Below are 19,597 nucleotides of genomic sequence, written 5' to 3'. Positions count from 1 at the left end.
TCAGGCCGGATTCACCGGCTTGAGCTGCATCGACTTGTATTCGAGATACTCTTCGAGCCCGTACACGCCGTTTTCGCGGCCGTGTCCCGACTGCTTGTAGCCGCCGAACGGCGCGGCGCCGTTCCACGTGCCGCCGTTGATGTCGACCTGCCCCGTGCGGATGCGGCGCGCGACGCGCATCGCGCGTTCGTCGCTGCCCGCCCATACCGCGCCGCCGAGCCCGTACGGCGAATCGTTCGCGATGCGCACGGCTTCGTCTTCGTCGCGATACGTGATGATCGACAGCACCGGCCCGAAGATCTCTTCCTGCGCGATCGTCGATTTCGGATCGACGCGGCCGAACACCGTCGGCTTCACGAAGAAACCCTTCGCGAGCCCTTCCGGCAGGCCCGTGCCGCCGGTCACGAGTTCCGCGCCGTCGTCGATTCCGCGCTGGATGTAGGCCTGCACGCGCTGTTGCTGCACGGCCGATGCGAGTGCGCCGAGGCGCGTCGTTTCCTGACGCGGGTCGCCCGCGACATACGCTTCGGCTGCCGCCTTCGCGATCGCGCGCGCCTCGTCGTAGCGCGCCTCCGGCACCAGCATCCGCGTGTGCGCCGAACAGGTCTGGCCCGCGTTCAGGTAGCACGCGTTGACCGTGCCCTTCACCGCCGCCGCGAAATCGGCATCGTCGAGAATCACCGACGCCGACTTGCCGCCCAGTTCGAGCGCGACGCGCTTCACGCCCGCCGCCGCGAGTTCGGCCACGCGCTTGCCGGCGCGCGTCGAACCCGTGAACGACACCATGTCGACGTCCGGATCGGTCGCCAGCACCTCGCCGACGACCGGGCCATAACCGCACACGAGGTTGAACACCCCCGCCGGCAGGCCCGCTTCGTGAATCGCCTCGGCGAGCATGAACGCGTTGAGCGGCGCGACTTCGGACGGCTTCAGGACGACCGTGCAGCCGGCCGCCAGCGCCGGCGCGACCTTCAGCGTGATCTGGTTGAGCGGGTAGTTCCACGGCGTGATCGCCGCGACGACGCCGACCGGCTCGCGCACCACCAACGAGTTGCCGACCTTCGCCTCGAATTCGAACGATTCGGCGAGCTTCGCGTATGCCTTCCAGTTGTAGATCGGACCGCCGACCTGGATCGCGCGCGACAGCTTGATCGGCATCCCGACTTCGCCGGTGATCGACTGCGCGAGTTCCTCGCTGCGCGCCTGCAGACGCTCGACGATCTTGCGCAGATAGGCCGCGCGCGTCGCGGCCGGCGTCGCGGCCCATGCGTCGAATGCCGCGCGCGCCGCGCGGATCGCGTCCTGCGCGTCCGACGCCACGCCCTCGGGAATCCGGCCGATCACGGCCTCGGTGCCCGAGTCGATCACGTCGATCGTGCCCGTTCCGGCCGGTTTGCGCCATGCGCCGTCGATATAGAACTGATCGTAGATTTTCATCGCTTCCTGTCTCCCGGAAAACGGCCATTCTAACGAGTGCGGCGCGGCTCCGCGACGACGCCGAGCGTGACTTCGAGCGTCGTCGAACGGCCCGCGCGGACGCCTGGGACCGGGCGCCGGACGCCCGCTTCCCGCCACCGCGGCATCCGCGCCGCGCCGGCGCGTCACGAGGTCGCACCTCGGGCCCCGCATCGTGCTATGTTTTTAGTATCGGCGCCGGCTGCTGCAGGCCGCGCCACCCGGAATCGATGCTTTCGTGAGCGCTGCCATGACCGACGCACCCCATATCCTCGGCTCGCAAGATCGCCTGGAGCTGCTGTGCTGGCTCACCTGCGGCAATCTCGGCGCGTTTTACCTGAATGAATCCTGGCCGGACGCGTCGTTCCAGGTGCAGGCCGCACACCGCTGGCTCGACCGCCACCACCGGCAGTCCGACTGGCTCGCGATCGCGAAGCTGGCCGCGCTGGCGCAGGACATCGCAAAGCGGCACGCCGATTTCGTCGACGCGTCGTGGGCGCGCGACGCGGTCGAGGAAATCGTCGATACCGACGATCTCGACTACCGGGCGAAACTCGTGCAATGGGTGTACGAGGACTGCTGCAAGGCGCTCGCCGACAAGCGGCTCGCGGATTGACGCGCCGGGCGGCGCGCGAGGTGGTGCAAGCGGCTGCCTGCGGGAAACGGCGCCGCCGCGTCGAATCGCGATCGCGGGCGCCACGCCCGACCTGACATTTTCCCTTCATCGGGACGCCGGGCTGGCGCGGCACGCGCTCATCTGGTCACCCTGGATACGAAAAAGCCCGCCAGGCTTCCACCTGGCGGGCTTCCGGTACATCAGATCGGGCATGGCTGCCCGGGGCAATTACTCCTGCCCCTGGCTCGTGAGGAACTCCTCGTAATTCCCGCCGAAGTCGAACAGCGTGCCGTCCGTGCGCACTTCGATGATCCGGTTCGCCAGCCCGCTCACGAATTCGCGGTCGTGGGACACGAAGATCAGCGTGCCTTCAAACTGCTCGAGCGCGATCTGCAGCGACTCGATCGACTCCATGTCCATGTGGTTGGTCGGCTCGTCCATCAGCAGCACGTTGTGGCGGCCGAGCATCAGCTTGCCCCAGATCATGCGGCCCTTCTCGCCGCCCGACAGCACCTTCACCGACTTCTTGATGTCGTCCGACGAGAACAGCAGGCGGCCCAGCGTGCCGCGCACCATGGTTTCGTCGTCGCCGTCCTTGCGGTACTGGTCGATCCAGTCCATCAGCGTGATGTCGTTCGGGAACTCCTCGTACGTGTCCTGCGGCATGTAGCCGACATTCGCGTTCTCGGACCACTTCACCGTGCCGTGATCGAGTTGCAGCGCGCCCAGCAGCGAACGCAGCAGCGTCGTCTTGCCCGCGCCGTTCTCGCCGATGATCGCGATGCGCTCGCCCGGCTGCACCGACAGGTTGAAGTTCTGGAAGATCGTGCGCTCGTACTTCTTCGTGATGTCTTCGGCGACCACCGCGACGTTGTGCAGCTTCTTCTCGAACTCGAAGCGAATGAACGGGTTCTGACGCGACGACGGCTTGAATTCCTCGATCTTGATCTTGTCGATCTGCTTCGCGCGGCTCGTTGCCTGGCGGGCCTTCGACTTGTTCGCCGAGAAGCGGCGCACGAAGTCCTGCAGCTCGGCCACGCGCTCCTTCGCGCGCGCGTTCGCCGCGGCCTGGCGCTCGCGCGCCTGTGCCGATGCGAGCATGTAGTCGTCGTAGTTGCCCGGCCAGACCTTCAGCGTGCCGAAGTCCATGTCGGCCATGTGCGTACACACCGAGTTCAGGAAGTGACGATCGTGCGAGATGATGATCATCGTCGAGTTGTACTCGTTGAGCGTGTGCTCGAGCCAACGGATCGAGTTGATGTCCAGGTTGTTGGTCGGTTCGTCGAGCAGCAGCACGTCTGGCTTCGAGAACAGCGCCTGCGCGAGCAGCACGCGCAGCTTCCAGCCCGGCGCGACGTCGGCCATCGTGCCGTTGTGGAACTTCTCCTCGATGCCGATGCCGAGCAGCAGCGCGCCCGCGCGCGCCTCGGCGTCGTAGCCGCCGTATTCGGCGAACTTGCCTTCGAGCTCGGCGGCGTGCATGTAGTCGTCGTCGGTGGCATCCGGGTTCGCGTAGATCGCGTCGCGCTCGGTCATCGCGGCCCACATCTCGGTGTGGCCCATCATCACGACGTCGAGCACGCGCACGTCTTCATACGCGAACTGGTCCTGGCGCAGCTTGCCCAGGCGCACGTTCGGCTCCAGCGCGACGTTGCCGGCGCTCGGCTCGAGGTCGCCGCCGAGGATCTTCATGAAGGTCGACTTGCCGCAGCCGTTCGCGCCGATCAGACCATAGCGGTTGCCCTCGCCGAATTTGACCGAGATATTCTCGAACAAGGGCTTCGGCCCGAATTGCATCGTGATGTTGGCAGTAGAAAGCACGGCAGGTCCCGTAAGAGAGAAATCGACGGAAAACCGTGTATTTTAGCAGGTGTCGGAGAAACTGCCGACCGCCCTGTTCCGGCCCCCCCAGCCGGGCCGCCGCGCGCGGCGCCGGCCCTGCCCCGGACATCCTCACTTGCCGGCCTTCAGCGCCTCCTTCTGCGCCGCCTTCGCCTTCATCTGCCCGAACAGCTCCGAGCACGGCACGTCGCGGTTATTGCTCGGCGCGATCAGCGGAATCAGCGCCGCGAACGGGTTGATCAGGCCCAGCCCGACCATTGCGCCCGCGCGCAGCGCGAGCGCGCCGGCGTCGACGCCGACCTTCGGGTTCTTGAACGTGCCCTTCGCGTACAACGGCGAACGCAACGAGAAGACCCGGAAACCCTTCGTATGCGGATGGATCTTCAGGTCGATCGATTCATCGCGCAGGTTAACCGGCCCGTCGACGTTGATCAGCGCGTCGTCCGTATCGAGCGCGAACACCTTCGGGTCGAGCATGCCGTCGTTCGCGACGAAGTCGATCGCCGCGCAATTGATGTTCACGTCGCGGGTGCCGAACAGCTTCTCGTAGACGACGTTCGCGACGTTCAGCCCCGCCGCCTCCATCAGCAGCAGGCTGATGCGGCCATCCGTGATGAGCGCCTTCACTTCGCCGGTCGACGTCGCCGCGAGCGCGGCCGGCGAATTGCCGGTCGCCGACAGCGACGCGTCGCCGTTGATTTCGCCGAGCGCGGTCTGCATCACCTTCTGCGTCGGGAACAGTTGCTTCAGCCTCAAGTGACGCGCGGCCAGCGTAAAGCGGCCCTTGAGCGGCGTGCGGCTGCCGTCGAGATGCGCGTTGGTCGCGAGCGTGCCGCCCGCGACGCCGAACTGCAGCGGTTCGAGCGACAGCACGCCGTCCTGCAGCAGGATGTGCGTGTAGAGGTCGGTGATCGGCAGTTGCGGGCTCTTGATCAGCTTGCGCCCGGTGAACTTCACGTCCGCGTCGATCGCGCTCCAGCGCTCGGTGCGGAACGTCGCGACCGGCAGCACGCGGTCCGGCGGCTGGCGCGTCGTGTCGCCGCGCTTCGCCTTGCTCGCGGCGGAGTCGGCGCCGATCACCGGCGCGAGGTCGGAGAACTGCAGCAGGTTCGACACGAGCTCGCCCGACAGCTTCGGCCGCGGCTCGCGCTGCGCCCAGGTGAGCGTGCCGCGGAGATCGCTGCCGCCGACGCGGCCGTTGAAGTTCTCGTAGCGGAACGTGCTCGCGTGCTGCTTGATGTTGCCGATCAGGCGCCCCTCGGTCGCATACGGCGGCGTGTCCGGCAGCGTGATGCCGGTGATCTGGTAGAGGTGCGACATCGACGTGCCTTGCAGCCACAGACGCAGGTCGAGTGCCGCGAGATGCATCGGGTCGGTCAGCGTGCCGACGATCGCCAGCCGTGTATCGCCGGCCTTTACGTCGGCCTGCAGCGGGAACGGCTGCGTCGCGTTCTCGATCGCCAGCACGCCGCCCACCTTGCCGGTGCCGCTGATCGGCACGTTCTTGTAGCGGCCGTCGACCTTGAGCCCGAACGCATACGTCGGGCCGGCCGGCTTCGCGGGCGCAGCGGTACCCGACGCAGCGGATGCAGCGGACGCACCGCTCGCGCCGGATGCCGGCACGGCCGTGGATGCGGAGGAAACCGAAGTAGCCGGCGCGGCGGCGGAGGCACCCGACGCCGTTGCGGCGGACGCCCCGCTCGCGCCTTGCGCCGCCGACGCACCCGACGCGGCCTCGGCACTCGCCTTCGCGCTCAGTCGGGCGGCGCCGCTCTTGCCGACACGCTGCGCCGACGCCGCGCGCGACGTTTGCTCCTGCTCCTTCAGCACGTCGCCGAGCGGAATCGGCTGGCCGAGCGTATCGATCGCGACCGTGAGATCGGCCTTCGTGATCGCATCGCGATACGTGACGATACCCTTCGCGAAACCGAAGCTGTCGAGCCGCACCTTCCACGGCGACGGCTGCGACGATTGCTTGAACTGGAAGGTCCACGTGTTGCGGCCGTCGGCGAGCCGCTCGAGGTCGACCGCGGGATTGACGACATCGATCGACGGAATGACGATTTCGTGCGCGAGAAGCGGAAGAATCGCGAGATCGAAATGCGCGGCATCGAGCGTGACGAACTTGGGCCCCTTCGCCCAGTCCGGGTTGCCGATCTCGAGTTGCGTGGCGGAGAAGCTCGGCCAGGGCACCCATGCGCGCCAGCCGGTCTCGCCGTCGGGGCGGCGCCAGCCGACCTTGAGATCGCCGTTGATCGCGAACGGGCGGCCAAGTGCGGTACTCACATGTTCGTTGACCCACGGTTTCGCGTGGTTCCAGTCGAACGTGAAAATGAAGATGCCGGCCGCCGCGAGGATCAGTGCGACGATACCGACGATCCATGCAGCCGATTTGCCGATGGCTCGTGCTAGCGTCATGGCGGTTCCGTTGTTGTTCTGCAGAGTTTGCGCGCCATGTCGGGCCACTTGCGTGAGCGAACGGAGCACGACACCGGCGGCTTTTCAATAGGTATTATGGCGCACGCTGCAGTAACGCTTCGGCGCCATTAACGCTTTTTTTCATTTGTGACATGACAGCCCCCTCCGGTCTCATCGATGCGCAGCACATCACGCGCCGCGACGCCAGCAGCGGCAAGACGCTGCTGGCGCCGACCGATTTCAGCCTCGCCGCGGGATCGCGAATTGCTATCACGGGACCGTCGGGCTCCGGCAAGAGCGTGCTGCTGCGCGCGCTCGCGTTGCTCGACCCGCTCGACGGCGGGCATATCCTCTGGCGCGGCGAGCGGATCAGGCGCGGCGCGATTCCGCGCTACCGGCGCAGCGTCGCCTACGTGCGCCAGCGGCCCGCGCAGATGGACGGGACGGTCGAAGCGCAGTTGCGCTATCCGTATTCACTCGCGATCTATCGCGACGTGACGTTCGACCGTGCCCGCGCCGAAGCGCTCGCGGCACGCGCCGGTCGCAGCGCCGATTTTCTCGACAAGCGGGCGAGCGAACTGTCGGGCGGCGAAGCGCAGATCGCCGCGCTCCTGCGCGTGCTGCAGCTCGACCCCGACGTGCTGTTGCTCGACGAACCGACGTCCGCGCTCGACCCCGACTCGACGCGCGCGATCGAAGCGCTCGTCGGCGCCTGGTTCGACGCGGCCCCCGATGCACGCGCCTACATGTGGATCTCGCACGATCCGGCGCAAGCCGCCCGCATCGGCACGATGCGGCTCGTGATGCAGGCCGGCGTGCTGCACGCCGCGAACGCGATGGAGGCGCAGCCATGAGCCCCGCTCTGCAGGATCTGAGTCTCGTCGACGTCGGCATCGCCGCCGCGCTCGTCGCGATCAACGGTGCGATCTCGGCCGCGCTGTCGCTCGGCCTCGGGCGCAAGCTCGCGCTCGCCGCCGTGCGCACCGTCGTGCAGTTGCTGGCAATCGGCTACGTGCTCGGCTGGGTGTTCGGTCATCCGCACTGGACCGTCGTGCTGCCGCTCACCGCGTTGATGACGTTGATTGCAGGCTTCGCGGGCGCCGGTCGCGGCAAGCGCACGTATCGCGGACAGCGCGTCGACAGCATTGCGTCGATCTGGTTCAGCAGCTGGTTCGTCGCGGCCGTCGGCCTGTTCGTCGTGATCCGCATTCATCCGTGGTACACGCCGCAATATGCGATCCCGATCCTCGGGATGATCCTCGGCAATACGCTCACGGGCGTGTCGCTCGGCGTCGAACGGATGATGGAGGAACTGACCGCGCGGCGCGACCGCGTCGAGACGGCACTGGCGCTCGGTGCGACGCGCTGGGAAGCCGCGCAGGACGCCGCGCGCCAGGCCGTGCGCGCGGGCATGCTGCCGACGCTCAACCAGATGGCCGTCGTCGGCGTCGTGAGCCTGCCGGGGATGATGACGGGCCAGGTGCTGGCCGGCCAGTCGCCGCTGCAGGCCGTGCGCTACCAGATCGTGATCATGTTCCTGATCGCCGCGGCGTCCGCGCTCGGCACCGTGGGCGCGGTGCTGATGACGTATCGCCGGTTGTTCTCGGCCGATCACCGCTTTCTTGCAACGCGGCTCGAGGAACGCGCGCATTGACCCGCGGCGCCGCATCGCAAGCGGCATCCGCGTGGCGTGCGGTCAGCGGGCGGCGCGGCGTTTGCCGATGGCCTGGCGCAACGCGGCCGAGACGTCGGCGTCGGGCGCCAGCCCGTCGACCGACGCGACGAGCCGCACCGCGCGCGGCGTCGTCACATAGGCCTGCGCACCGACGTAACCGCCGCTGCCGGCCGAGCGCGTCGTGACGACGAGCGCCTGCGGCGCACGCGCGCCGAGGTCGGCCGTGAAGGCATCGGCGACGGTGCCGTCACGTGCATGCAGCACGCCGGTCACGTAGTCGTCCGTATCGAAGCCGGGTGCGGCATGCGCGGTCGAATACACGCGCACCGCGTAGCTGCCGGTCGAGCACGGCTCGAGCGCGCCGCTCGACACGACGGCGATCTGCTGTCGCGTCGGCAGCTCGACCTTCTTCACGAAGCTGCAATCGTCCGCCGCCTGCGCATGGGCAGCAACGAACGCAGCAGCCGACAGCAGCACGCGCATGTAATGTTTCATCGGAATGTCGTTCGGGGAAGATGGAGGATGCCGCAAGGATAGCGTGACATCCGCAGGACGTCACGCAGGCCGCCTACGCAAATGACCGCGCCACCGGCGCGCGCAGGGCGTGACGAAATCGAACATGGCTCAACGGAAAGGCCCGAAGCCGCGCGCCACGAAACCGTTACGCGCGACCCTGCCCGGAACGCCCGGATGCGCATCGCGATGGTTGCGCGCGCACCGGACGCCTTGCCGGCCCGCGCGCCCCGCTCAGCGCTTGATCGACACCGTCACCTTCGTGCCGTCGCTCATCGTGACGGACTTCGACCCGCCATTGGTCGAAATCGACACCCACTTGACCTGGCTCACCGACACGACGTCAGGGCACTGCAGCGACTTGCCGCCCGCGCTCACGTTGCGCGTGCCTTTCGGCGCAGCAGCCTGGAAGCTCATCTGCACGTTCGCGATCCCCTTCGCGTCGACCGACGGCGCGAGCCGCACCTGGGTCTGGCGCACCATCGCGCCGTTCGCGTCGCGCGGCAGGTTGTCGGCGTTCGGGCAACCGTCGGGCATCGCGACCGCGCCGCCCGGCGGCACCGACTTCCAGTTGAAGTCGTCCGTTTCGCCCGAGCGGATCTTGCGCGTCTCCTGCGTATTGCCGAAGGTCTTCGAGTCGACCTTGACGGTGTATTCGAGCTGCCCCGTCCCGCCGCCCTTCAGGCTGCCCTTGACCGGCGGCGCCGCGAATACGCTCGCGCTGACGCACGCCGCCGCGAACACGGCAGACCACGATGCGGCGACTGACAAGCTGCGTTGGCTCATGCTGACCTCCTTGTAATGCGGCGGCACGCGCGTGCCGCGCGGTTTTCGATGCATGATGCGTTGCCAGTCTACCGCCAAGCGGCATGCAATGCGCCGCAAACGCATCGGGTGTTACCCCGCTTGCGTTCGCGACGCCGTATCCCGTACGGGCGATGCCGCCTCTCGAGAAAACGCCGGGCCACCTCGGTTTTTTCGCCCCGGCCTCGAGGTCAGAATCCGCTCAGCACCAGCTTGCCGATCGCGCGCCCGGCCTCGAGCAGTTGGTGCGCGCGTCGCAGGTTCGCGGCGTTGATCGTGCCGAGCTGCTCGCCGAGCGTCGTGCGCAGCGTGCCGCCGTCGACGAGCCTCGCCACCTCGCTCAGGATCTTGTGCTGTTCGACCATGTCCGGCGTCTCGAACATCGCGCGCGTGAACATGAACTCCCAGTGAAACGCGGCGCTTTTCGCCTTCAGCAGCTCGACCGGAATCGGCTTCTCGTTCTCGACGATCGTGCAAATGCCGCCCTGCGGCCGGATGACTTCCGCCGCGGCAGGGAAATGACGATCCGTGTCGTTGAAGATCAGTACATAGTCGACGTTCGCATGACCGATCTCGCGCAGTTGCGCGGGCAAGTCGCCGAAATGGTCGACCACGTCGTCCGCGCCGAGCGAGCGCACCCATTCGGCCGACGCCGGCCGCGACGCGGTCGCGATCACGTGCAGCTTGCCGAGCGTCTTCGCCAGCTGGATCGCGATCGAACCCACCCCGCCCGCGCCGCCGACGATCAGCACCGACTTGCCCGCGTCCGCGCCCTGCGGCGACACGCGCAGCCGGTCGAACAGCGCCTCCCACGCGGTCAGCGCGGTGAGCGGCAACGCAGCCGACGCCGCGAAATCGAGCGAGCGCGGCTTGAGCGCCGCGATCCGCTCGTCGACCGTGTGAAATTCGCTGTTCGCGCCGGGGCGTGTGATGCTGCCCGCGTAGAACACCTCGTCGCCCGGCCGGAACATCGTCACCTCGGCACCGACCGCGACGACCGTGCCGGCCGCATCCCAGCCGAGCACGCGCGGGGTCTCCTCGACCTGCGGCTTCGGCGCGCGCACCTTGGTGTCGACCGGGTTCACGGAGATCGCCTCGACCTTCACGAGCAGGTCGCGCGGGCCCGGCACGGGTTGCGGCAGCTCCACGTCGACGAGCGCCTGCGGGTCGTCGATCGGCAGATAACGGGTCAGTCCAACGGCTTTCATCACGAAACTCCTTCAGGGAAATCGGGCGGGCCGCGGCGCAGCCCCATGCCTGCCATCGTAGGCGGCCCGATCCTTCGAGAAAACCGCTATATTTCCTGAAACATTTTCAGGAATTTCAGAATAATGCCATCCGATCCGATTCCGGCCCCCGACAAGCCGCTCGACCTGCTCGACGTCGGCCTGTTCGTGCGCGCGGCGCTGCTGGCGAACGTGAGCGCGGCCGGACGCGAGTTCGGCGTGTCGGCCGCGGTCGCAAGCGCGCGCATCGCGCAGCTGGAGCGTCAGCTCGGCGCGCGCTTGCTGCATCGCACCACGCGCCGCATCAGCCTCACGCAGGACGGCGAAATCTTCATGGCCCGCGCCGAGGCGCTGCTGTCGGCCGCCGACGCCGCGCGCGCGTCGGTCGGCCACGGCCGCAGCGAGCCGTATGGCCGGCTGAAGGTGTCGATGTCGTCGTCGTTCGGCCGCCAGCACGTCGCGCCCGTGATTCCCGCGTTCCTGCGCCGCTACCCGTCCGTGTCGCTCGACCTGCGGCTATCCGACGAGATCGTCGACCTCGTCGACGACGGCTACGACGTCGCGATCCGCCTCGGCGCGCTGAAGGACTCGACGCTGGTCGCGCGCAAGCTCGCCGCCAACCGGCGCGTGCTGTGCTGCTCGCCCGCGTATCTCGCCGAACACGGGACGCCGCGCCATCCCGCCGATCTCGCACAGCACGAATGCGTGATTCTCGGCGACCAGCGCGACTGGTCGTTCGTCACGCCGCAAGGCCCGCTCACCGTGCGCGTCGGCGGCCGGCTCGTCGCGAGCAACGGCGAGGCGATCCGCGAAGCGCTCGTCGACGGCTTCGGCATCGCGATCAAGTCGACCTGGGACGTCGGCCCGCTGCTCGCGAGCGGCGCGCTCGTCACGGTGCTCGACGATTACCCGTTCGCGAACGACGTCGCGATCTGGGCCGTCTATCCGAGCCGCGCGCACGTGCCGCTCAAGACGCTCGCGTTCATCGCGTTCCTGGCCGAACACTTCGGCGATCCGCCTTACTGGGATGGCGCGGGTGAACGATAGGCGCCGTCCCGCGAGCGGAGCTTGCGGCGGCGCCGGCCGGGCATCCGCGGCGATCCGGTCGCGCCCTGACACCAACCGGCTACAATGGCGCGTTCGCGACGCGACGGCCCGACGCCGGACGGGGCCCGCGTTCGCAGGCGGCCGCATGCCGGCCGCGCATGCGTTTCATTCGCTTCCAATCATTCCGTCATGACCCACAATCTCGTCATCCAGAGTCTCGCGCCGTTGTCGGACGCGCATCACAAACCGCTGCTCGCGCTGTCGCGCGGCACCCGCATCGTGCAGACCGACGATCACGCGCTGCGTATCGAAAACGCAAACCCCGCGCAGCGGCTCGACATCGACGCGTACTGCGGCACGCACGCGCTCGACTTCGGCTTCGTCGAAGCCGGCCGTACGCTCGGCGAGTTCGGGCTCGTCGTGATGGACATGGATTCGACACTGATCACGATCGAATGCATCGACGAGATCGCCGATTTCTGCGGGCTGAAGACGCAGGTCGCGGAGATCACCGAGGCATCGATGCGCGGCGAGATCCGCGACTTCAACGAAAGCCTCACGCGTCGCGTCGCGCTGCTCGCGGGGCTCGACGCGCAGGCGCTCGAGCGCGTGTACGAGGAGCGGCTGCAATTGTCGCCGGGCGCGGAGACGATGCTCGCCGGCGTGAAGGCCGCGGGACTGAAGACGCTGCTCGTGTCGGGCGGCTTCACGTTCTTCACCGAGCGCCTGAAGGCGCGCCTCGGCCTCGACTACGCGCACGCGAACACGCTCGAGATCGTCGACGGCAAGCTGACCGGCAAGGTGCTCGGCGAAATCGTCAACGCGGACGTGAAGGCGCGCATGCTGCGCGATACCTGCGCATCGCTCGGCCTCGAGCCGAGCCGCGCGATCGCGATGGGCGACGGGTCGAACGATCTGAAGATGATGGCCGAAGCCGGGCTGTCGGTCGCGTTCCACGCCAAGCCCGTCGTGCGCGATGCGGCCACCGTCGCATTCGACCACGTGGGCCTCGACGGGCTGCTGCGGCTGTTCTGATTTCCGGTCTGCGCACGCCGTCCATGAAAAAACGCCCGCGCGATATTGCATCGCGCGGGCGTTTCGTTTTTCCGCTTCGGTTCCGTTATCGGCCGAGCGTAGCCTGCAGCGCGCGCTCGATGTCCGCACGCAGGTCGGCTTCGTCTTCGAGACCGACGTAAAAGCGCACCAGCGTGCCGCGATGCGGCCACTCCGCACGCATCGACGCCACGTCGTAAGGCATCGCGAGGCTGCATGCACCGCCCCAGCTCCAGCCGATCGCGAACAGCTCGAGCGCCTCGACGAAACGATCGATCTGCTCGCTGCTGTAGCGTTCGTCGAACACCACCGAGAACAGCCCGCCCGCGCCGGTGAAGTCGCGCACGAACGACGCGTGCCCCGGACAGTCCGGCAGTTGCGGATGCAGCACGGCGGCGATCTCCGGCCGCGCCTTCAGCCATTTCGCGAGCGCGAGCGCGCTCTTGCTGTGCGCGTCGAAGCGCACCTGCATGTTCGGCAGGCTGCGCAGCACGAGCGAGCAATCGTCGACCGACACGCCGATCCCGCAGCGCATCCGCGCGAGCTTCAGTTGCGCGTGCAGCTCCGCGTTCGCGGTAATCGTCGCGCCCATCAGCACGTCGCTGCCGCCCGATTGATACTTGGTCAGCGCCTGCACCGAGATGTCGACGCCATGCTCGAACGGCTTGAACGCGAGACCGGCCGAATACGTGTTGTCGATCGCGGTGACGATGCCGCGCGCCTGCGCGACCGTCGTGATCGCGCGCACGTCGGGCACTTCCATCGTCACCGAGCCCGGCGCCTCGATCCAGATCAGCCGCGTGTTCGGCTGGATCAGGTCGGCGATGCCCGCGCCGACGAGCGGATCGTAGAAGCGCGCGGTGATGCCGAAATCCTTCGCGAGCCAGTTGCCGAAATCGGCGTTCGGCCCGTAGATGTTGTGCGGGATCAGCACGTCGTCGCCCGCCTTCACGATCCCGAAATAGACGTTCATGATCGCCGCGAGGCCCGACGGCTGCAGCAGCGCATGCGTGCCGCCCTCGATCTCGGCGAGCCGCTGCGCGAGCGCGAGCGACGTCGGCGTCGCGTGCAGCCCGTAGCGCCACTGGTTGTCGTTGTGCCAGACCAGCGCGCGCATCGTCGCGAGATCGGGGAACACGACCGTCGATGCCCGCGCGACCGGCGGGACGAACGAGCGGAAGCCTTCCGGAATGATGTCGTCGGGTTGAACGATGCGGGTCTGGAGTGCGCGCTTCGGAGTGGATGCAGTCATGGCAGGAGGCCGGGGGAAAGGCCGTTCGGTTGCGGAATGTGTCGCTAGATTAGCCAAAATCGGCGCGCTTGGCCCGGTACAATGCGCGCCGCGCGCACCGAGCCAGCGCGCGCTCAGTCGTCGGTGCGCAGGTTGACGATGCCGCCGACCGTCTCGATTTCCCGTATCCGGCCGTCGCGCACCTGCAGCGCCGCGCGCTTGCCCGGCGCCAGGCGCAGCACGACGGGTTGCGGATCCGATTCGTCCGAGTTCATCCGGTCGGCCTTCAGGTCGCCCGTCGCGTCGAAGCGGCCGATCCACACACCCGTGATGTTCGTGCCGTCGTTCGATTCCTCGATTTCGAGCGTGTCGCCGTCGCGGTCGCCGGCGAGCAGCACGACCTCACCCGTGTCCGCGAACTGGTATTCGCCGTGCACGCCTTCCTCGTCCGTCTTCGGCCCGAGATGCACGACGATCGGCCGGTCGCCGAGCGTGCCTTCGTAGCGCGGCAGGCGGGCGAATTCCGGATTCGGCCGCAGCGGCCGCGCGGGTGTCGCTTCATCCTGCTGCACGCCCGGCGCGGCGGCCTGCGCCGCGACCACGCCCGGCATCGCGAGGCCCGCCGCCAGCGCACCGGCGATCACCAGCGCCCGTTGCCATTCCGAATATCGACCCACCTTGTGTTGCTCCTTGCTTCAGATTCGCTCGAAAAAACACGGCGGCATGCTGCCTGCCGCCGATGGTCGTCGTCACGCGCGCGTAACGATCGCGCGTGCGAAAACGCCGATCGCGGTACGCACGCCGCTGGCCACCTTCGCGTTGCATGTCGCCCGTCATCCAGGGATTGCGGATGCGTGCGTCACGCGCGCGAGGTCACACCGGCATGCGTGATCCGCGTCAGCCCTGCATCAGGCGTTCCACCGCCTCGCGGCGCGGAATCGGCGCGACCGCGCCGTAACCCGTCGTCGACAGCGCCGCGGCCGCGTTCGCATAACGCGCCGCCGCAAACGGATCGTCGCCCGCGACGATCCGCGCCACGAACGCGCCGCCGAAGCAGTCGCCCGCGCCCGTCGCGTCGACGGCCTCGACCGCGAAGCCCGGCACCACTCGCCGTTCGTTCGGGGTCGCCACGTACGCGCCTTCCTTGCCGAGCTTCAGCGCGACGACCCGCGGCCCGTGTTCGAGCATCGCATCGACGATCGCGTCGCGATCGTTCGCGCCCGTGAGCGCCGTGACGTCGTCCCAGCTCGGCAGGCAGATGTCCGTCTGGCGCAGCGCCTCGCGCATCACCGCGCGGGCGCGCGGCAGCGGCCACAGCTTCAGGCGCAGGTTCGTATCGAAGCTGACCTGCGCGCCGTTGCCGCGCGCGTGGTCGATCGCCGCGAACGCGGCGTCGCATGCGGCCGTGCTGATCGCGAGGCTGATGCCCGACAGGTGCACGGCCTTCGCCGCGGCCAGCGCATCGAGCGGCAGGTCGGCGACCGCGTAGCGGCTCGCCGCGGAGCCCGCGCGCAGATAGTCGAACTGGTGGCCGTCCGCGCCGTGCGTGACGAAATACACGCCGGTCGGCGCCGAGCGGTCGATCCGCACGTACGTCGTGTCGACGCCTTCCGTCGCCCACATGTCAGCCAGCAAGCAGCCGAACGGATCGTCGCCGATCGCCGACACGAAGCCCGTCGACGCGCCCTGACGCGCCGCGGCGATGCAGAAGTTCGACGTGTCGCCGCCGAAGCCCTGCAGGAACTCCGTGCGCCCCGGCTGCGACTGGTTGAATTCGATCATCGCCTCGCCGAGCGCGAGGATCTGCGGAAACGCTGCGGTCATCGCTTAGACCTCGCCCCACAGGTCGTGGCCGTCCGCGCCGGCGATCTTCACCGACACGAAATCGCCGACCTTGTAGCGCTTCGACGCCTTCGTCGCCGGTTCGATGTAGACGACGCCGTCGATCTCCGGTGCATCCGCCGCCGTGCGGCCAATGCCGCCTTCCTCGCTGACTTCGTCGATCAGCACCTTGAGGGTCTTGCCGACCTTGCGCTGGATGCGCCGCGCCGACACTTCCTCGGCGACTTCCATGAAGCGCGCGCGGCGTTCTTCGCGAACGTCGTCCGGCAGTGCGCCGTCCAGGTCGTTCGCGGTCGCGCCTTCGACCGGCGAATAGGCAAAGCAGCCGACCCGATCGAGTTCCGCCTCGCGGATGAAGTCGAGCAGCGTTTCGAACTGCTCTTCCGTCTCGCCGGGGAAGCCGGCGATGAACGTGCTGCGGATCGTCAGGTCCGGGCAGATCTCGCGCCACTTCTGCACGCGCTCGAGCACCTTCTCGGCGTTCGCCGGGCGCTTCATGCGCTTCAGCACTTCCGGATGCGCGTGCTGGAACGGCACGTCGAGATACGGCAGCACGTGGCCCTTGAACGGGCCTTCGGCCATCAGCGGAATGACTTCGTCGACGCTCGGATACGGATACACGTAGTGCAGGCGCACCCATGCGCCGAACTGCGCGGCGAGTTCGCCGAGCGCGGCGACCAGGTCGGTCATGCGCGTCTTGATCGGCTTGCCGTTCCAGAAGCCCGTGCGGTACTTCACGTCGACGCCGTACGCGCTCGTGTCCTGCGAGATCACGAGCAGTTCCTTCACGCCCGACTTGAACAGGTTCTCCGCCTCGAGCATCACTTCCGCGACCGGACGCGACACGAGATCGCCGCGCATCGACGGGATGATGCAGAACGTGCAGCGGTGGTTGCAGCCTTCGGAGATCTTCAGGTACGCATAGTGGCGCGGCGTGAGCTTGATGCCGGCGGCCGGCACGAGGTCGACGAACGGATCGTGCGGCTTCGGCAGGTGCGAGTGCACGGCCTGCATCACTTCGCCCACCGCGTGCGGGCCGGTGACGGCGAGCACCTTCGGGTGGACTTCCTCGATCAGGTTCGAGCCGCTGGCGCTCGACTTCGCGCCGAGGCAGCCGGTGACGATCACCTTGCCGTTCTCGGTCAGCGCTTCGCCGATCGCGTCGAGACTTTCCTGCACGGCTTCGTCGATGAAGCCGCAGGTGTTGACGACGACGAGGTCGGCACCGTCGTAGGTGCCGGAGATTTCATAACCTTCGGCGCGCAGTTGGGTGATGATTTGTTCGGAGTCGACGAGCGCCTTCGGGCACCCGAGCGACACGAAGCCTACTTTGGGGGACTGGGACATCTGGAATGTGGGGGCGTGGCGGCAAAAGCGTGAGTTTACAGCTATTTATGGGTCAGGGAGGCAAAACTGGCGCTCAAGACGCCGTGGATGGCGCCCTCAATACCCAGCACGCGCCGGCGGAACCGGCAGCTGATCCAGCCTTTCGGACCGGCGACGATGAAACGATGAATGCGATCACCGCCCGTCATGCACGACAATCGCCCCCGGGCCTCACCCCGCCCCTATGCGAAAATCGCAACATCCGCTCTCTTCACTTACCCAACGGGCTTCGCATGACCACCCACATCACGATCGAATTCACCGAGCACGCCGCCGAGACCATCGGCGAGCAGACCAGCACCAGCTTTTCCTATGATCAGGGCGCCCACGTGCCGCAGCCGGGCGACTTCGTCGAACTCGAGAATTCGCGGCAGACGTTTCTTGTGATCGGCCGGGTGTTTTCGCTGAAGGCGAACTACTGCGCGGTGAAGCTCGTGCTCGACCTTCCTCCCGCGGACGATCACCAGGATTTCGATCCGGCACTTTGAGCCAAGCCGGCGGACGCGCAGGCTTTGCCGCTGCGCGTTGTGACGCGGCCCGACGCAACGGCGATCGGCCGCACTGGCACAAACTCACGCCGTGCGGCGCGACACGCCCGTGTGTCGAGTTGCTGATGACTCTCTGGAATTAGACAAAAGCGACCGGACCACGAGCGCACCGCCCCCACGCGAGGGCACGGGCATTCGGTGCCGACGATCAGGAACGACCGTCGGCGACATCTTGCGCCGGCGGCCAGCGGCCATCGTCGTGCCCGAGCACACGATCGGCCGCATCGCACCGCCGCGCATCGCGGCGCCAAGCCAGGCGGCGGGCGGCGGGCGGCGGGTGCCGCCGCGACCGGCCTGCCGCGCAAGCGTTACTTCTTCTCCGGCTCCGGCGCGCCCGGTTGCTTGAACGGGAACGTGCTGAACATCGACTTCGCCTGGTTCTGCATCTGCTCCTGCATCTGCACGAACATGTTCTTCGACTGCTCGATGTAGCTCGTCATCATCCCTTGCATCATCGGCGCCTGCATGTTCATGAACTGCGACCAGACTTCCGGATTCATCGCGTTACCTTCGTAAAGGTTCTTCGATTGATCCGCGAGCTTGTTCTGGATGTCGATGAACGCCTGGATATTCTTTTCCAGGTACGTGCCCATCATGCCCTGCATCGCATGACCGTAGAAACGGATGATCTGCGACAGCATCGACGACGAGAACATCGGCACGCCGCCGCTCTCTTCCTCGAGGATGATCTGCAGCAGGATGCTGCGCGTCAGGTCTTCGTTGGATTTCGCGTCGACGACCTTGAAGTCCTCCTGTTCCAGCACGAGCTGCTTGACGTCGGTCAGCGTGATGTACGTGCTCGTCTCGGTATCGTAGAGCCGGCGGTTCGGGTACTTCTTGATGAGCCGCTCGGCCGTTTTCTTTGTAGTAGTCATGTAACGCCTTTGGGTGCAGCGTAGCGCAAGTGACAAATCCCCGCCCCCCGGATCCGGGAGGCGGGGGCCTTCGGAAACGCCGGGCCGCGCGGCCGAAGCGGCCCGCGCAGCCGGACGTTCAGCCCATATGCAGGCCGCCGTTCAGCGAGAAGTCGGCGCCCGTCGCGAAGCCGGAGTCGTTCGACGCGAGCCACGCGACGATCGAACCGATTTCCTCCGGCGCGCCGAGACGACGCACCGGGATCGTCGCGACGATCTTCTCGAGCACGTCCGGACGAATCGCCTTCACCATGTCGGTGCCGATGTAGCCGGGCGACACGGTGTTGACCGTCACGCCCTTCGTTGCGACTTCCTGCGCGAGCGACATCGTGAAACCGTGGATGCCGGCCTTCGCGGTCGAGTAGTTCGTCTGGCCGAATTGCCCCTTCTGGCCGTTCACCGACGAAATGTTGATGATCCGGCCCCAGCCGCGCTCGACCATCCCGTCGATCACCTGCTTCGTCACGTTGAACAGGCTCGTCAGGTTGGTGTCGATCACGGCCGTCCAGTCTTCATGCGTCATCTTGCGGAACACGACGTCGCGCGTGATGCCCGCGTTGTTGACCAGCACGTCGATCTCGCCGACTTCGGCCTTGACCTTGTCGAACGCTGCCTTGGTCGAGTCCCAGTCGCCCACGTTGCCTTCCGACGCGATGAAATCGTAGCCGAGCGCCTTCTGGTCCTCGAGCCATTTCACCCGGCGCGGCGAGTTCGGGCCGCAACCCGCGACCACCTTGAAGCCGTCTTTCGACAGACGCTGGCAGATGCTGGTGCCGATGCCGCCCATCCCGCCCGTTACGTACGCAATTCGCTGAGACATAAATCTCACTCCATTTTTTGGTTTCGAGAGCCGCCGGAGGCCCCCTCTGACTTCACGTAACGCCGGCCGAAGCCGCAATCGGCCGGCGCCCGGATTGGTTTGGCCGTGACGGACGACCGGTTACGGACGCTCGACCGCAAGCGCGACGCCCATCCCGCCGCCGATGCACAGCGACGCCAGCCCGCGCTTCGCATCGCGCTTGACCAT

The 19,597-nt window shown here is 67.2% G+C and carries 18 protein-coding genes; 6 read left to right on the top strand and 12 right to left on the bottom strand.

The window, feature by feature from the left end:
* Positions 1 to 1,437, bottom strand: coding sequence for an aldehyde dehydrogenase family protein (locus WS46_RS21290; protein ID WP_059524229.1), 1,437 nt, complete (start codon positions 1,435 to 1,437; stop codon positions 1 to 3).
* Positions 1,438 to 1,705: 268 nt separating this feature from the next.
* On the opposite strand from WS46_RS21290, the gene WS46_RS21285 reads away from it, so the two are divergent.
* The gene (locus WS46_RS21285) at positions 1,706 to 2,071 is read left to right on the top strand and encodes a hypothetical protein (RefSeq protein ID WP_059467440.1); all 366 of its coding nucleotides are present in this window, start codon (positions 1,706 to 1,708) and stop codon (positions 2,069 to 2,071) included.
* 228 nt (positions 2,072 to 2,299) lie between these two features.
* Here the strand turns inward: WS46_RS21285 and WS46_RS21280 are convergent, their stop codons facing one another.
* Both WS46_RS21280 and WS46_RS21275 read right to left on the bottom strand, forming a co-directional pair.
* Complete coding sequence (locus WS46_RS21280) at positions 2,300 to 3,892, bottom strand: ABC-F family ATPase (protein ID WP_059524228.1); 1,593 nt, start codon at positions 3,890 to 3,892, stop codon at positions 2,300 to 2,302.
* A gap of 132 nt (positions 3,893 to 4,024) precedes the next feature.
* A complete protein-coding gene (locus tag WS46_RS21275; protein ID WP_059691656.1) occupies positions 4,025 to 6,331 on the bottom strand; it encodes an AsmA family protein in 2,307 nt (768 codons plus the stop codon).
* A 152-nt stretch (positions 6,332 to 6,483) separates the two neighbouring features.
* Between WS46_RS21275 and WS46_RS21270 the strand changes: the two genes are divergently transcribed.
* Both WS46_RS21270 and fetB read left to right on the top strand, forming a co-directional pair.
* Positions 6,484 to 7,185 carry an ATP-binding cassette domain-containing protein gene (locus WS46_RS21270; protein WP_059691655.1) on the top strand — a complete coding sequence of 234 codons (702 nt, stop codon included), beginning with the start codon at positions 6,484 to 6,486 and terminating at the stop codon, positions 7,183 to 7,185.
* Positions 7,182 to 7,985: an iron export ABC transporter permease subunit FetB gene (fetB, locus tag WS46_RS21265; protein ID WP_059691654.1), complete on the top strand. Its 804-nt coding sequence runs from the start codon at positions 7,182 to 7,184 to the stop codon at positions 7,983 to 7,985. Before WS46_RS21270 ends, fetB begins: the two co-directional genes overlap by 4 nt.
* A 42-nt stretch (positions 7,986 to 8,027) precedes the next feature.
* Here fetB and WS46_RS21260 read toward each other — a convergent pair whose 3' ends face one another.
* The 3 genes from WS46_RS21260 to WS46_RS21250 all read right to left on the bottom strand — a co-directional run bounded on the left by WS46_RS21260 (position 8,028) and on the right by WS46_RS21250 (position 10,531).
* Positions 8,028 to 8,501 carry a PliI family lysozyme inhibitor of I-type lysozyme gene (locus WS46_RS21260; RefSeq protein ID WP_059691653.1) on the bottom strand — a complete coding sequence of 158 codons (474 nt, stop codon included), beginning with the start codon at positions 8,499 to 8,501 and terminating at the stop codon, positions 8,028 to 8,030.
* Positions 8,502 to 8,753: 252 nt separating this feature from the next.
* Positions 8,754 to 9,305 carry a DUF6013 family protein gene (locus WS46_RS21255; protein WP_059691830.1) on the bottom strand — a complete coding sequence of 184 codons (552 nt, stop codon included), beginning with the start codon at positions 9,303 to 9,305 and terminating at the stop codon, positions 8,754 to 8,756.
* Between the two features lie 209 nt (positions 9,306 to 9,514).
* On the bottom strand, positions 9,515 to 10,531 hold the full coding sequence (locus tag WS46_RS21250; protein WP_059691652.1) for a zinc-binding alcohol dehydrogenase family protein: 1,017 nt from the start codon (positions 10,529 to 10,531) through the stop codon (positions 9,515 to 9,517).
* Positions 10,532 to 10,654: 123 nt separating this feature from the next.
* Here WS46_RS21250 and WS46_RS21245 point away from each other — a divergent pair, with 123 nt between their 5' ends.
* Together WS46_RS21245 and serB are read left to right on the top strand one after the other, a co-directional pair.
* Positions 10,655 to 11,596 carry a LysR family transcriptional regulator gene (locus WS46_RS21245; RefSeq protein ID WP_059691651.1) on the top strand — a complete coding sequence of 314 codons (942 nt, stop codon included), beginning with the start codon at positions 10,655 to 10,657 and terminating at the stop codon, positions 11,594 to 11,596.
* 189 nt (positions 11,597 to 11,785) lie between these two features.
* Positions 11,786 to 12,631 carry a phosphoserine phosphatase SerB gene (gene serB, locus WS46_RS21240; protein ID WP_059524213.1) on the top strand — a complete coding sequence of 282 codons (846 nt, stop codon included), beginning with the start codon at positions 11,786 to 11,788 and terminating at the stop codon, positions 12,629 to 12,631.
* 85 nt (positions 12,632 to 12,716) lie between these two features.
* On the opposite strand, the gene WS46_RS21235 is transcribed toward serB, so the two are convergent.
* From WS46_RS21235 to rimO, 4 genes are all read right to left on the bottom strand, one after another.
* Positions 12,717 to 13,901, bottom strand: coding sequence for a cystathionine beta-lyase (locus WS46_RS21235; RefSeq protein WP_059691650.1), 1,185 nt, complete (start codon positions 13,899 to 13,901; stop codon positions 12,717 to 12,719).
* Between the two features lie 113 nt (positions 13,902 to 14,014).
* Positions 14,015 to 14,557: a hypothetical protein gene (locus WS46_RS21230; protein ID WP_059524210.1), complete on the bottom strand. Its 543-nt coding sequence runs from the start codon at positions 14,555 to 14,557 to the stop codon at positions 14,015 to 14,017.
* A 220-nt stretch (positions 14,558 to 14,777) separates the two neighbouring features.
* Complete coding sequence (locus WS46_RS21225; RefSeq protein WP_059691649.1) at positions 14,778 to 15,704, bottom strand: sugar kinase; 927 nt, start codon at positions 15,702 to 15,704, stop codon at positions 14,778 to 14,780.
* 3 nt (positions 15,705 to 15,707) lie between these two features.
* A complete protein-coding gene (rimO, locus tag WS46_RS21220; protein WP_059691648.1) occupies positions 15,708 to 17,069 on the bottom strand; it encodes a 30S ribosomal protein S12 methylthiotransferase RimO in 1,362 nt (453 codons plus the stop codon).
* A gap of 272 nt (positions 17,070 to 17,341) precedes the next feature.
* On the opposite strand from rimO, the gene WS46_RS21215 reads away from it, so the two are divergent.
* Complete coding sequence (locus WS46_RS21215) at positions 17,342 to 17,596, top strand: hypothetical protein (RefSeq protein WP_059537455.1); 255 nt, start codon at positions 17,342 to 17,344, stop codon at positions 17,594 to 17,596.
* A gap of 368 nt (positions 17,597 to 17,964) precedes the next feature.
* Here the strand turns inward: WS46_RS21215 and phaR are convergent, their stop codons facing one another.
* Complete coding sequence (gene phaR / locus WS46_RS21210) at positions 17,965 to 18,531, bottom strand: polyhydroxyalkanoate synthesis repressor PhaR (RefSeq protein ID WP_011549704.1); 567 nt, start codon at positions 18,529 to 18,531, stop codon at positions 17,965 to 17,967.
* Positions 18,532 to 18,649: 118 nt separating this feature from the next.
* Positions 18,650 to 19,390, bottom strand: coding sequence for a 3-ketoacyl-ACP reductase (locus tag WS46_RS21205; RefSeq protein WP_059537451.1), 741 nt, complete (start codon positions 19,388 to 19,390; stop codon positions 18,650 to 18,652).
* Positions 19,391 to 19,597: the final 207 nt, after the last annotated feature.

The sequence above is a fragment of the Burkholderia sp. RF4-BP95 genome, assembly GCF_001521985.1.
Taxonomy (GTDB): Bacteria; Pseudomonadota; Gammaproteobacteria; order Burkholderiales; family Burkholderiaceae; genus Burkholderia; species Burkholderia diffusa.
This window is presented reverse-complemented; position numbering and strand designations above follow the sequence as displayed.

Excerpts from the sequence above, each read along its gene's own strand:
- WS46_RS21290 (WP_059524229.1), bottom strand. The coding sequence starts at position 1,437 with ATGAAAATCTACGATCAGTTCTATATCGACGGCGCATGGCGCAAACCG.
- WS46_RS21285 (WP_059467440.1), top strand. The coding sequence starts at position 1,706 with ATGACCGACGCACCCCATATCCTCGGCTCGCAAGATCGCCTGGAGCTG.
- WS46_RS21275 (WP_059691656.1), bottom strand. The coding sequence starts at position 6,331 with ATGACGCTAGCACGAGCCATCGGCAAATCGGCTGCATGGATCGTCGGT.
- WS46_RS21270 (WP_059691655.1), top strand. The coding sequence starts at position 6,484 with ATGACAGCCCCCTCCGGTCTCATCGATGCGCAGCACATCACGCGCCGC.
- fetB (WP_059691654.1), top strand. The coding sequence starts at position 7,182 with ATGAGCCCCGCTCTGCAGGATCTGAGTCTCGTCGACGTCGGCATCGCC.
- WS46_RS21260 (WP_059691653.1), bottom strand. The coding sequence starts at position 8,501 with ATGAAACATTACATGCGCGTGCTGCTGTCGGCTGCTGCGTTCGTTGCT.
- WS46_RS21255 (WP_059691830.1), bottom strand. The coding sequence starts at position 9,305 with ATGAGCCAACGCAGCTTGTCAGTCGCCGCATCGTGGTCTGCCGTGTTC.
- WS46_RS21250 (WP_059691652.1), bottom strand. The coding sequence starts at position 10,531 with ATGAAAGCCGTTGGACTGACCCGTTATCTGCCGATCGACGACCCGCAG.
- WS46_RS21245 (WP_059691651.1), top strand. The coding sequence starts at position 10,655 with ATGCCATCCGATCCGATTCCGGCCCCCGACAAGCCGCTCGACCTGCTC.
- serB (WP_059524213.1), top strand. The coding sequence starts at position 11,786 with ATGACCCACAATCTCGTCATCCAGAGTCTCGCGCCGTTGTCGGACGCG.
- WS46_RS21235 (WP_059691650.1), bottom strand. The coding sequence starts at position 13,901 with ATGACTGCATCCACTCCGAAGCGCGCACTCCAGACCCGCATCGTTCAA.
- WS46_RS21225 (WP_059691649.1), bottom strand. The coding sequence starts at position 15,704 with ATGACCGCAGCGTTTCCGCAGATCCTCGCGCTCGGCGAGGCGATGATC.
- rimO (WP_059691648.1), bottom strand. The coding sequence starts at position 17,069 with ATGTCCCAGTCCCCCAAAGTAGGCTTCGTGTCGCTCGGGTGCCCGAAG.
- WS46_RS21215 (WP_059537455.1), top strand. The coding sequence starts at position 17,342 with ATGACCACCCACATCACGATCGAATTCACCGAGCACGCCGCCGAGACC.
- phaR (WP_011549704.1), bottom strand. The coding sequence starts at position 18,531 with ATGACTACTACAAAGAAAACGGCCGAGCGGCTCATCAAGAAGTACCCG.
- WS46_RS21205 (WP_059537451.1), bottom strand. The coding sequence starts at position 19,390 with ATGTCTCAGCGAATTGCGTACGTAACGGGCGGGATGGGCGGCATCGGC.